7 protein-coding genes are annotated in these 12,870 nt (G+C 68.8%); 2 read left to right on the forward strand and 5 right to left on the reverse strand.

The window, feature by feature from the left end; translation table 11 throughout:
- Positions 1-37: 37 nt before the first annotated feature.
- The 3 genes from VGX25_RS30840 to VGX25_RS30850 form a co-directional block, all read right to left on the reverse strand.
- Entirely contained in the window at positions 38-886 is an 849-nt protein-coding gene (locus VGX25_RS30840; protein WP_326921469.1) for a hypothetical protein, read from the reverse strand.
- 5 nt (positions 887-891) lie between these two features.
- Positions 892-2,199, reverse strand: a complete 1,308-nt coding sequence (locus VGX25_RS30845; RefSeq protein WP_326921470.1) for a DUF6055 domain-containing protein — start codon at positions 2,197-2,199, stop codon at positions 892-894.
- A gap of 160 nt (positions 2,200-2,359) precedes the next feature.
- Positions 2,360-5,929 (reverse strand): discoidin domain-containing protein, encoded by a 3,570-nt coding sequence (locus VGX25_RS30850; RefSeq protein WP_326921471.1) that lies wholly within the window; start codon positions 5,927-5,929, stop codon positions 2,360-2,362.
- Positions 5,930-6,126: 197 nt separating this feature from the next.
- On the opposite strand from VGX25_RS30850, the gene VGX25_RS30855 reads away from it, so the two are divergent.
- Positions 6,127-7,137, forward strand: a complete 1,011-nt coding sequence (locus VGX25_RS30855) for a LacI family DNA-binding transcriptional regulator (RefSeq protein WP_326921472.1) — start codon at positions 6,127-6,129, stop codon at positions 7,135-7,137.
- Here VGX25_RS30855 and VGX25_RS30860 read toward each other — a convergent pair whose 3' ends face one another.
- Positions 7,138-8,211 carry a pectate lyase gene (locus VGX25_RS30860; protein WP_326921473.1) on the reverse strand — a complete coding sequence of 358 codons (1,074 nt, stop codon included), beginning with the start codon at positions 8,209-8,211 and terminating at the stop codon, positions 7,138-7,140.
- Positions 8,212-8,370: 159 nt separating this feature from the next.
- Here VGX25_RS30860 and VGX25_RS30865 point away from each other — a divergent pair, with 159 nt between their 5' ends.
- A complete protein-coding gene (locus VGX25_RS30865) occupies positions 8,371-11,196 on the forward strand; it encodes a beta-galactosidase (protein WP_326921474.1) in 2,826 nt (941 codons plus the stop codon).
- Between the two features lie 251 nt (positions 11,197-11,447).
- On the opposite strand, the gene VGX25_RS30870 is transcribed toward VGX25_RS30865, so the two are convergent.
- Positions 11,448-12,870, reverse strand: a 1,423-nt coding sequence (locus VGX25_RS30870; protein ID WP_326921475.1) for a glycoside hydrolase family 28 protein, incomplete at its 5' end; no start/stop codon positions are given.

Consider the following 12,870-nt stretch of genomic DNA (forward strand, 5'->3'; position numbering starts at 1 on the left):
GATGCCGACCGGCATCCGGCGCGCCTCCCGGTGGGTGTTACAAGCCGTACCTGCTCTTCAGATGGCGCCACCAGTCGCGGAGCATCCATTTGTCGAATTCCGTGATCTGGGCGGCGCTGCCGGCTTTCATGATGAAGCAGCACACGCCCGTCGGCGTCCAGTCGTAGAAGTCGTCGAGGCCGAACGTGTGGCCGACCTCGTGCAGGTAGATATGGATGTTCTCGTTGTTCAACGCGCCGACGAAGTACTCGCTGCCGACCCGCTGGCCCCAGTCGCCGCCGAACCCGCCACGCAGGCCGGCGGTGAGCCACAGCGACATGTCGTAGTGGCGGGCGGCGCCACCGGGACAGCGGGAGTAGTTGCCGTCCTGGTGGAAGAATCGGCCGCAGTCGGCCGAGCACTGCGGGGCGTTCTCCCGGATGTCGTTGACATAGATATCGACGGAGTTGTCCGTCCACTGTAGCTGGCTGCGGTTGCGGACGGCCCAGCCGACGACGCGGACCGGAACGGTGGTGTACGGCCAGCGTTCCCAGCCGGCGCCGTTCTCCACCATCACGTTCATCCACTTGGTGAACTGGCGGCTGAGCGCGGCGTGGATCTGGTCCCGCAGTGCCGCCGACACCGGCGCCGGAGAGTCCCAGCGGACGCAGTAGTTCACGAAGCCCCGGTTGGCCATGATCTGGTCCCACCCGTAGTTGCGGAACCCGTACGGGTTCGGGTAGGTGGACTCGACGTGCCGCCACACCTGATCCAGCGGAACGACCAAGTTGGACGGTGGGTTCCACGCCTGGATGGTCACCGGGTCGGCCTGCGCGGCGCCCGGCCCGGCGACGACCGTGACGGCGGCGGCGACCGCGGCGAACAGCGTGCCGATGCGTCGTTTCATTCTGCTCACCCTCCTACGCCGGGCGCCGGCGTGGCGCCGCGAATGTTGAGCTGGTACGGGTAGGTGTCGATGGTTGCGCCGTCGGCGTAGTTGATGTGCACCGACGGGGTCGCCGCCACGGCGAGCATCATGAACGACTCGCCGGACTGCAGCGCGAACGTCGCGGTCTGGTTCGGACCGAAGATCGGGCTGTACCGGACGGTGAAGTCGCTGCGCACCGCGACCAGGCTGAACCGCCAGTCCGACCCGATGGTCGGGTTCACGTTTCCGGTCAACCGAACGGAGACCTGGCCACCGGCCTGCGTCGGGTTGAGCCGGATGAGGTTGTACCCGTACTGCTGCGGCGCCCTGGCCGCCGGGATGCGGTAGTCCCCGTTTGCCTGGTTGACCGTCTCCAGCGAGACCGTGTACCGCGGCGAATAGGAAACCCCGTTGCGCCAGACGTCGCTACGGATCGCGCGGCCGTCGGTGTAGTCGTAGACCACCTGGCGCCGCGCGTAGTCACCGATCAGCTCGGCGAACCGGGGATGGTCGAGGCCGTGCAGCCGCTTGATGGTCTGAATAGGATGCTCGCCCTGCCTGGCCTCGTACCACAACCGGTGGATCGCGTCGAGGCCGTACGTGTCGCGCAGCTTGTTGATCAGGAACCAGTCGCCGTAGTAGGTCTCCTGGGCGAGCCAGCGGTAGTGGTGCCGGCTGCCGAAGTAACCGGAACCGATCACGACCTCGGGCCGGCGCATCCGGGCCATGAAGTTGGCGTGCGCCTCCCAGAACCGGCCGGCGTTGCGGTTGCCGAAGCCGAACCCGCCGCCGAACCCGTTGTTGCGGTTCAACTGGGAGGCGTAGGCCTGCAGCACGTGGTTGTACTCGTGCGACTCGACCCACATGTCCCAGAACTTGTCGTAGGGCAGGCAGATGTGTCCGACGCCGATCTCGTCGGTGCCGGCCCAGTTCGCCGGCGGCAGGAAGTTGTTGCGCCAGCTGCCGCACAGGTACACGTTGATCCGGTACTGGTTGCCGGGAGAGAGGGAGTCCGGGTCGATGAACCGCGCCGTGTTCTTGTAGTAGGCGTACGTCTGCTCCATCTTGTCCAGCACGTACGCCGGATAGTCGTTGATGCCGCGGTTGGTTCGCGCCCAGGCGACCACGTCGACGGCATCACCCCACCGGACGACGAAGTTCTCCGACTCGCGGAAGTTGCCGGTGTACGCCCCGGCCTGCGTGATGAACCGAGGAATACGGCTCTGCTTGTGGTTGGCCTGCGCGGTGGGCACGGCCGTGACCGTGGCCCCGACGAGCACGAGAACCAACATCACAAGGAGCCTGCGCAGTATTCCCATGGCAGTCTCCGTTTCGCAGGGTGAAATGGATTCCATATTCCTGGGAGCGCTCCCAGAAATGTGTTGCGTAGACTCCCGCCCGCCGGCGCGTCAGCTCAGCTCAGGCCATCGGCCGCCCGGCGTGGCTCACGGCTCAGCCCGCCTCGTAGATCTTCCACTCGAGCACGCCGACCGAGGCGAGACCGCTCTGCAGGACGGCCCGCATCCGGGTCGTGGTCACGGTGCCGAACGTAGTGCGGTTGTACTGGTTGATCGCCGTGTCGTACCCGCTGGACTCGGCGACGTCGACGAACGCGGCGCCGTCCCAGTACTGGATCCGCCAGGACGCCGGGACCCGCACTCCCCCGTTGTCGTCGAAGAAGTACATGTCCGAGGCGTCGACCGTGACCGGCGTGGCCCAGTCGATCTGGACCCACTGCTCCCCCTCGTTGGGCCAGGTGCCCCAGCGCGGGTTCACCCCGTCGTTGGACGACGGCGGGTCGATCTCGTCGTTGACCGCCGCGACGTTCTCCCACGGCGAGGTGTAGGACGCCGACGCGGTGCCGTCCGGCGCCACGTTGAGGATGTCGGGCATCGGGGTGGCGACGACCGTCACGCTCGACGAGCTGGTCGCGGCGCCGTCGGTGGCGGTCAGCCGCAGCGTGTACGGCCCCGGCGCGCTGAAGAAGGCGATGGTGCTGGCCGCGTTCGGGTCGGCGAACGTCGCCGTGCCCGGACCGTCCACTTGCGACCATCGGGCGGACAGCGCGCCGGTGGGCAGCGCGTCGTCCTTGACCACGCCGAGCAGCCGGGCCCGCGCCGGACGCCGGAAGTTCGGATCCGCCTTGGCCAGCACGTACGGCGCCACGTTGGCCGCGCCCGGCACCCGCTCGGCGGCGTGGAAGACCTCGACCTCCTTCAGACCCGTGCGGTGGCCGGCCTGGTGGGTGAGCACCACCCGGACCCGCTGCGCGGTGACCGCGCGGAACTGCACGTGGTTGTAGTTGGCCCGCGGGATCGCCGGCGACTTCGCCACCTCCGGCACATCGACCCAGCCCGACCCGTCGTGGTACTGGATCCGGTACATCGCCGGCTCGGCCAGCCCGTCGGCGGTGCGGTCCCGGTAGAAGTACAGCTTGACGTCATCGAACCGCTTCGGCGTCCCGAGGTCGATCTCGAAGGTGTCCTGCGTGTTGGGTGAGCCGCGGCTGCTCCAGTGCGGCTCGTTGATCGTGACGCCGTCCACCGCGCCGGCCGTGTCCGACCCCGGCGCGGTGAACGACGCCGTCGCGGCCGCACCCCGGGCGAGGTTCGCCGCCTCGCCGGTCCGGGTGAGGTCCGCGCCGGCCTTCTGGAACAGGTCGACCACCCGCTCGCCGGTGAGCCGCACCTGCGCGGGCGCCTGCATGTCCCGGAACTGGCGGGTCTGCTGCGTCCGCGAGCCGTCGTGGAACGTGATCCGCCCCAGCTCGGGGTTCCACACCAGGCGGGTGAGCCGGTTCACCGTGAACGCCCGCTCGCCGTTCACGAAGGCCGAGTAGCCCTCCGGCACGCCGGGGTAGTGCGCGACGCCGTCGCCCGGCCTGTCCCAGACGATGGTCAGGTCGACGTTGCGGTAGCGCAGGTTGTCGACCGTGAAGTGGTCCCAGCCGATGTCGATCGGGGCCAGCTCGAGCCGGTGGTCGGTGCGCGGCCGCAGCCCGGCCACGTCCTCCACGACCGTCCAGTTGCTGCTGCCCAGGATCGTGTGGTGGATGCCGGAGCGCCCGTCGATGGTCCGGGTGGCGGGGTTCCAGTTGAACCAGAACTCGTTGGAGTCCGGGTACTGCGTGTTGCCGCGGATGAAGGCCGCCCAGGCGTTCCAGTACAGCAGCTTCTTGTAGTCCTCCGCCGTGATCGCGTCGGTGTCGTAGTTGCGCAGCACCGAGGAGAACAGCCGGAACTGCACCGTCGAGTTGATCTGCGAGAAGTTGTTGGAGCCGGGGAAGCCCTGCTCGGCCGCCTCGGCCTTGTCCTTCTGGTTGGCCGTGTAGAACGGGAAGATCGGGTACTCGGCCGGGTCGTCGAACAGCCGAAGCGCGTTGGTGTACGGCTGCTCGTTCGGGATCGCGCCGACCGAGAACGGGTAGTAGTTGTTGATCTCCTTCCACGGGTCGTGCGCGTTGGTGTCCACGTGCCGGTGCTCGAACAGCTGCCGCTGCGGGTTCCACAGCACGCTCACGATGGCCTGCCGGATGCGCTCGGCGATCGTCCGCAGCTCCGCCGCCTTGGCGGAGTCGCCGAGCAGCTCGTAGGCCGCCGCGGCGGCCAGCGCGCCGCTGTACTGGTAGGCCGACTCGGCCCGGTCCAGGTTCCCCGGCCGCCAGTCGAACGAGACCGCGTCGGCGTCGTTGCCGGTCAGCGCGCCCCAGTCGTACTCGATCAGGTTGTTGCCGTCGTGGTCGTAGAAGTCGAGCTGCCCCTTGACGTCGCCCTCCGCGTAGCGGGCGAGGTTCTCCACGATCGGGCGCTGCCCGCCGTGGATCTGGTAGCTGCGCCAGGCCGCCTCGGCGATGTACTGGGTGTAGCTGTTGCTCCAGTTCTCCGGGTCGCCCGGGTTGTCCAGGAACCGGCCGCCCCGCGAGGACTCCCCTGTGGACACCCATGGACCGTAGGAGAACATCGGATCGCGCAGGTATTTCAAGTCGTCGATGAACATCGGCACGGTGAGCGCGATCGCGTTGTTGTAGCCGAGCACGCCCTCGATCGAGGTCGGGAACTGGAAGTCGTTGCCCGGGATGTCGGCGTCCAGGTAGTTGAAGCGCATCAGCCACCAGCGGTAGTAGATGTGCTTCTTGATCGCCGGCTCCGGCACGTCGATGTACGGCAGGTTGTCCGCCCACCACCGGTTGTAGGCGCGCACATGCGTGGCGAACGCATCGGCCGGCGACAGCGCGCGGTAGGCGTCGTAGTCGGCCCGCGACTGCGGAATCTCCTCCGCCACGAGACCAAGCTGCACCTTGACCGTCACCGTCTGTCCACCAGCGACGGTGATCGAGCCGGTCAGCCGGCCGTCGCTCGGGGTCAGGCCCTGGCCGGACAGCCGGGGAAACACCGTGGTGAGCCGCTCCCGGCGGGAGTTGAGCACGTCGTGCACGCCGGTCAGCTCGTCACCCTCGGCCGTGCCGGCGAACGGCGAGGTGACCACCAGCGGCAGGGTCTGCGCCGCCGGGCCGTCGTTGATGATTGACACGTTGGTCACGGCCACGTTGTTGTGCGTGATGAACTTCCGGACGTCGGCCCGCAGGCTCAGGCCCGCGTTGGTGTAGGCGCCGCTCCAGTAGCTGGGCGTCTGCAGCCGCTGGGCCGGCACCTCGGTGAAGCCGCCCGGCCCGATCGTGATCGCGTAGGCGCCCTGGTTGGTGAACGCGTCGAAGAACTCGTTGTAGTAGGCGGCCCGCCCGCCGAAGCCGATCACCGAGTTGCTGTGCTGTCTCATGTAGAACGCCCGGCCGCGGGTCATCAGCCAGTTCCCCGCCGGGTCGGCGCCCGGCCGGGCCAGCAGCCGGTCCATCCAGAAGTCGGTACCCGCCGCCTCCCGCTCGTAGATCGCCCGCATCATCCCGTTCGGCGTGTAGCCGACCGGTTCGGCGGGCAGGGCCGGCCCGGTGAAGGTCGGGTAGCCGATGGTCTGGTCGGCGTGGGCGGGCGACCCGACGGCCGTCAGCACTCCGGTGATGAGCACGGTGATCAGCAGACCGGGGACGCGGTGGGGGGATGGTGGGCGGGTAAGTACAGAGGCCGTCGGCCTCCGGAATCCTGTGCGGGATGTCAGGGTCGCGGCCACGTTGCCTCGCCTCCCGAAAACGTTTTCGGTATGGAGACCGTAGGCTCTCCGTTACACTCGTGTCAACATTCGAAAGGCGTCCAGAAAGGACTGGGGTGGTACGGCAGCGGGCACGGGCGGTGACGCTCAACGACGTGGCCGCGCTGGCCGGCGTTTCGGTGGCCACCGCGTCCAAGGCGCTCAACGGCCGCAACGAGGTCGCCGCGGCGACCCGCAGCCGGGTGCTCGCCGCCGCCGACAAGCTGGCGTTCCAACCCAACGTGCTCGCCAAGGGCCTGATCTCCGGGCGCACCAGGACCGTCGGGCTACTCACCGACGAGCTGGCCGGCCGGTTCGCCATCCCGATCCTGCTCGGCGTGGAGAACGCGCTCGGCAACGAGCAGATGTCGGTCATGCTGTGCGACGCCCGCGGCGACGCGATCCGCCGCCGGCACTACATCCGCACGCTGCTCGCCCGCCAGGTCGACGGCTTCATCATCCTCGGCGACAGCAACGACATCCGGGCCTCGCTCACCGCCGACATCCCGGTCCCCGTCGTCTACGTCTACTGCGAGTCCGACGACCCGGACGACCTGTCGATCCTGGCCGACGACGCCGGCGGCGCGCGCCTGGCCACCGAGCACCTGGTACAGCTGGGTCGGAGCCGCATCGCGCACATCACCGGCCCGGAGAGCTACCGCGCCGCGCGCGACCGGGTCACCGCCATGCGGGCCGTGCTCGACGAGGCCGGGCTCGCCCTCGTCGGCGACCCGCTCTACGGCGAGTGGTCCCAGGCCTGGGGCCGGCACGCCACCCGGGTCCTGCTCGCCGCCCACCCGGAGATCGACGCGATCTTCTGCGGCAACGACCAGATCGGCGCCGGCGCCGCCCAGGCGCTGTTCGACCTCGGCCGCCGGGTCCCCGCCGACGTCGCCCTCGTCGGCTACGACAACTGGGACATCTTCGCCGCCGACTGCCGCCCTCCACTGACCACTGTGGACCTCAACCTCCAGCAACTCGGCGCCACCGCCGTCGAGTACCTCTTCGCCGCCCTCGACGGCGCCCAGCAATCCGGCGTCCTCCGCCAACCCTGCCGGCTGGTGGTCCGGGAATCCACCATTGTGTAGTCAGCCGGCCCCGGCACCTGCCACCGCAGCAGCAGGTGCGGTGGCAGGTGCCGAGATCTTGCCCACTCCGGCCCCCGCCGGGACGAGGGCTGGCACGTCCGCGGCCGGGTCGACGGAGTAGGCGTAGTAGGTCCGCGGCTCGACGACGGTGCCGCGGACCTCGACCGGGTGGTTGCAGTTGACCAGGATGTTGTTGCGGGCGACCATCCGGCCGAGGTCGCCGCTGAAGTCGACCCGGCCGGGGTTGTTCACGGTGTCGAAGTAGTTTCCCTCGGCGACGACGCCGGCGTTCATGGCCGAGGCGATGCCGTAGCTGAGCTGGCGGTAGTAGTTGTTGTACACGTGGACCGGCTCGCCGAAGCGGACCCGCGGGTTGCGCTGGTCCGAGCCGTCGAAGAAGTTGTGGTGGTACGTCACCCGCAGCCGGCCGATGTCCTGCGCGCCGTTGTCGTCGTCGTGGCCGAGCAGCAACGTCTTGTCGTGGTCGTGGAAGCGGTTCCAGGACACGGTCACGAAGTCCGAGCCACGCTTGATGTCCACCGCGCCATCGTCCCCATTGGACAGATCGTTGTGGTCGATCCAGACGTGGTGGGAGAACATCTGGACGTTGATCAGATCGTCGGTGGCGCCGGAGAGGGACAGGTTGCGGACGATGATGTTGTGCACGGCGTTGGCCGGCGGCGAGGTCACGTCGTCGTCGACCGGCAGGCCGATGGTGAGCCCGCCGCCGACGAGCCGGGCGGCGCTGCCCAGCCCGACGATCGTCTTGTCGGACGTGACGTTGTGCATGCCGTCCGTCGAGCCGGTGGGCAGCGTGATCGAGCCGGACACCTGGATGACGTACGGGCCGGGGCGGGCGATGTAGTCCAGGAACTGGGCCGTGGTCGTCGCGGTGACGACCGGCCCGCCTGCGCCTCCGGTGGTGCCGTTCTGTCCCAAGGCGTTCACGCTGGCGAAGCCGTCGACGGTGTTGGCCAACGGCGAAGGCGCGGCGCCGGCATCGACCGGTGACGTCACCGCCAACGCGATCACCGCCGCGATGCTCGACCGGATCCAGGCCGACGTCGATCCCATGGGAACACTGTCGCCGCACCGGCGTGCACGATGGCGTCCAGTTCGTGGACGATTCCGGCCCGGCCGCGGGTGTTGACGGTGCCGGCCGGGCGCGCGAGAGTGGACGGAACGGCCTGGCGGAGCTCGTCCGAAATACCGAACACGCGAGGGAGTCCGGCGGTGCGGAAGATCCTCCTGGTACTGCTGGCGCTCGCGCTGGCCGCCGTCCCCGCCGGCCCGGTCGGCCCGGCCTCGGCGCGGGCCGAGCACCGGACCACCCACACCATCACCTACGACCAGTACTCGCTGATGATCGACGGCGAGCGGGTGTGGCTGTGGTCGGCGGAGTTCCACTACTACCGGCTGCCCGACCCCGGCCTGTGGCGCGACCAGCTCGAGAAGCTCAAGGCGACCGGGTTCAACGCGGTGTCGCTGTACTTCAGCTGGGCCTACCACTCCCCCGCGCCGGGCGTGTACGACTTCTCCGGCGTGCGCGACGTCGACCGCCTGCTGGACATCGCCGAGGAGGTCGGCCTGTACGTGCTCGCCCGGCCCGGCCCGTACATCAACGCCGAGCTGGACTCCGGCGGCTACCCCGGCTGGCTGACCACCCAGCTCGGCCGGGCCCGCACCCGGGCCGACGACTACCAGGCGGCCTGGGAGGAGTGGTTCGACCACGTCAACCCGATCATCGCCCGGCACCAGCTGACCGACGGCGGCGGCTCGGTGGTGCTGTTCCAGATCGAGAACGAGTACGACCGCGACGACGCGGTGTACATGGAGGAGCTCAAGGCCGCCGCCCGTGCCGACGGCATCACGGTTCCGTTGTTCCACAACGACAAGGGCCGCAACCTGCGGTGGGCCTCCGGGCCCGGCGCGCCCGACCTGTACGCCACCGACACCTACCCCGCGGCGTTCGACTGCAACCGCACGTCCTTCCCGGCCGTGACCGACTATCGCTTCCTGCGCCCAGGAGTCGGGAACCGGCCGTTCATCTGGGGCGAGTTCCAGGGCGGCGCGTTCGATCCGTGGGGCGGCCCCGGCTACGAGCGCTGCAGGACCATGACCGGGCCGACGTTCGAGCGGATGTTCTACGGCAACAACATCGAGAACCAGTTCACCGTGCACAACATCTACATGACCTACGGCGGCACGAGCTGGGGCTGGCAGGCCGACCCGAACGTGGTCTACACCTCGTACGACTACGGGGCGGCGTTCAACGAGCAGCGGGAGCTGACCGAGAAGGTGCCGGTGCTCAAGCAGCAGGCCTACCTCGTGGCCACGGTCGACGATCTACGCAAGACCGACGACCTCGGCCGGCAACCCGGCACCGATCCGGAGATCCGGGTCTGGGTCAAGGAGAATCCCGACACCCACGCCCGGTTCTACTTCGTCCGCCACGCCAACCCGACCGCGGCGTCGAGCAATACCACGGCGTTCACCGTCGACGTCCCGGACGGCGCCTACACCCCGACGGTCGCGGTCAACGGCCGGGATTTCAAGATTCTCCCGGCCGGGTACGACCTCGAGCGGCAGCGGCTGGTCTACTCCACATCGGAGATCATGACCCACGTGGGGCTCGGCGGCCGGGATGTGGCGCTGCTGCACGGCCGGGCGGGTGAGCCGGGCGAGACGGTGCTGCGCTACGGCAGCGAACCCCGCGTCGAGGTCCGGTCCGGCTCGGTCACCAGCACCTGGGATCCGGCCCGCGGCGACCTCCGGCTCAACTACGTCCACAATGGACTTTCTCGGGTGCGCATCACCGCTGGCGGGCGCGCACCGCTGGACCTGCTGCTCGCCGACGGCGACACGGCGTCCACGTTCTGGCGGGTGGACACCCGCTCCGGCCCGATCCTGGTCCGCGGGCCCTATCTGGTGCGGTCCGCCGAGCAGCACGGCGCCACCCTCCGCCTGCGCGGCGACACCGACCGGACCGGCCCGCTCGAGGTGTTCGCCCGCCCGTCCGTGCGCAACGTCTTCTGGAACAACCGGTTGGTGCGCGACGCCACGGTGCCGGGGCCCGCTCCGGTGCGGCTCCCGGCGCTGACCGACTGGCGGTACACCCGCGACGTGCCCGAGGCCGACCCGGCGTTCGACGACAGCGCCTGGGTGGTCGCCGACCACACCACGACCAACAACCCGACCAAACCCGCGACGCTACCGGTGCTCTACACCGACGACTACGGGTTCCACTACGGCGACGTGTGGTACCGCGGACACTTCACCGGCGCCGCAACGGGAATCTCGCTCACCGCGGGCACCGGCCGGGCCGGCGCCTGGTCGGTCTGGGTCAACGGCACCCACCTCGGAACCGTGCGCACCGGCACCGCGAGCGGAAACCAGACCTCGACGGCCACGTTCACCTTCCCCGACGGATTGCTCGGCGCCGACAACGTGGTCTCGGTCCTGGTCCGCAACATGGGACACAACGAGAACGGCGGCAGCAACGACAACCACAAGGCGCCACGCGGCCTGCTCGCCGCGAGCCTCACCGGCTCGGACACGGCGCTCAGCTGGCGCATCCAGGGCGTGCGCGGCGGCGAAAACCTGACCGACCCGGTGCGCGGCCCGCAGAACAACGGCGGCCTGCACGGCGAGCGGACCGGTTTCCACCTCCCCGGCTTCCCTGACCACCAATGGTCCCCGGTCACCCTCCCCCACACCGAGCCCGCACCCGGCATATCCTGGTACCGCACCACCGTTCGGCTCGACCTCCCCCGCGACCAGGACGTGCCCGTCGGCCTCCGGTTCACCGACGACCCCACCCGCCACTACCGCGCGCTAATCTTCGTCAACGGCTGGAACCTTGGCCAGTACATCAACGACGTCGGCCCGCAACACGTCTTCACCCTCCCCCAAGGCATCCTCCACCACCAAGCCCCCAACACCCTCGTCCTCGCCGTCTGGTCCGACGACGCCACCACCGGCGGCCTAGGCCAGGTCAGCCTGGAAGCACTCGGCAATTACACTTTCGCGCCCGCCAACGGAACCTCAGGGATACCGTGACGGCACCCAACCACAATCCACCCGTAATCCCCACCGTACGCCGAGACACAACAACAGTTCGCACCCGCCAACGGAAACCTCACGGGTACCGTGACGGCACCCAACCACAATCCACCCGTAATCCCCACCGCCCGCCGGGACACAACAACAGCAATTCGCGCCCGCCAACGGAAACCTCACGGGTACCGTGACGACACCCAACCACAATCCATCCGCTACCCCCACCGCCCGCCGGGACGCAACAACAGCAGTTAATTCCGGAGAGGCGGAACAGTGTCGGGCAGCCTCTGGCCGTTCTCCCAGACGTCGCGCAGCAGCAGGCCGTCGACGTCCTCGATGATGTCGGGTTGGTTGGCGTGCTGGAAGTTGACGTGGGTGAGGCGGATGTCGCGCACCGGGTCGTCGGGGTAGCCGCGCAGGTTCAGGGCACGGTCGGCGGTTTCCACGGTGAGGTTGCGGATGTCGATGGTGTGGACGTCGGGGTTAAAGCCGTGGCCGGGACCCTCCTCGTAGAAGAAGTCGATGACGATGGCCGACTGCGCGACGGTGCCGACGCTGATGTCGCGGGCATACAGGTCGTGGATGAACCCGCCGCGGATGGAGTTCGTCTTGAACCGGATCGCCGTGTTGAGGTCGGGACTGCTCATCGTCAGGTTCCGGGCGAAGACGTCACGAACCCCGCCGGACATCTCGCTGCCGACCGTGACCCCGCCGTGGCCGGCCCGGAACACGCAGTCCTCAATGAGGATCCGCTCGCTGGGCACATTGACCCGCCGCCCGTCGGCGTTGCGCCCCGACTTGATCGCCACGCAGTCGTCCCCGGTGTCGAACGTGCACCCGCGGATCACCACATCCCGGCTCGACTCCGGATTGCAGCCGTCGTTGTTGGGCCCGTGCGTGTCGACCGTGACCCCGCGCACCAGCACGTTCTGTGACAGCACCGGATGGATCTCCCACATCGGCGAGTTCCGCACGGTGACTCCCTCGATCAGCACGTTCCGGCACCGGTACGGCTGGATGAAGTTGGGCCGCAAAAACCCGCCGTCACCGAAGACCCGCTGCTCCACCGGAACCCCGCGCTCTGCCATATCCTGCAACGCGGCCCGAGCCGCAGCCTGGTGCGGATCGCCCGCCTTCCAGCCAAACTCGGCGCTCCCCTTCCACGGCCACCAGTGCGCGTTGTCCGCCTGCCCATCCAACGTGCCCGCACCAGTGATCGCGATGTTCCGCTGCCCGAACGCGTAAACCAGCGGCGAGTAGTTGTACAGCTCGGTACCCTCCCACCGGGTGAACACCACCGGCAGATACCTGGCCGGATCCTGACTGAACGCCAACGTCGCGCCCGCCGTCACATGCAGATCCACATTGCTCCGCAAGTGAATAGGCCCCGTCAAGAACCGCCCGCCCGGCACCACCACGTGCCCCCCGCCCGCGCCCGCACAAGCCCGGACCGCCGCGTCGATCGCCGCACTGCAGTCGGTCACCCCATCCCCCACCGCGCCGAACCGAGTCACGTCGAAGAACCGCCGCGGAAACCGCGGCCCCCGCACCGACGCCGAGATCCTCGCCGCCCTGGCCCACGGATTCCCCCCACCGACCTCGGCCGCCGCACCCACCCCGCCAACCAGCCCCCCAGACACCACCCCCACCGCAACCAGACCACTACACCGAAAG

The organism is Actinophytocola sp., from assembly GCF_035942955.1.
Classification (GTDB): domain Bacteria; phylum Actinomycetota; class Actinomycetes; order Mycobacteriales; family Pseudonocardiaceae; genus DASYTH01.

Excerpts from the sequence above, each read along its gene's own strand:
- VGX25_RS30840 (WP_326921469.1), bottom strand. The coding sequence starts at position 886 with ATGAAACGACGCATCGGCACGCTGTTCGCCGCGGTCGCCGCCGCCGTC.
- VGX25_RS30845 (WP_326921470.1), bottom strand. The coding sequence starts at position 2,199 with ATGTTGGTTCTCGTGCTCGTCGGGGCCACGGTCACGGCCGTGCCCACC.
- VGX25_RS30860 (WP_326921473.1), bottom strand. The coding sequence starts at position 8,211 with ATGGGATCGACGTCGGCCTGGATCCGGTCGAGCATCGCGGCGGTGATC.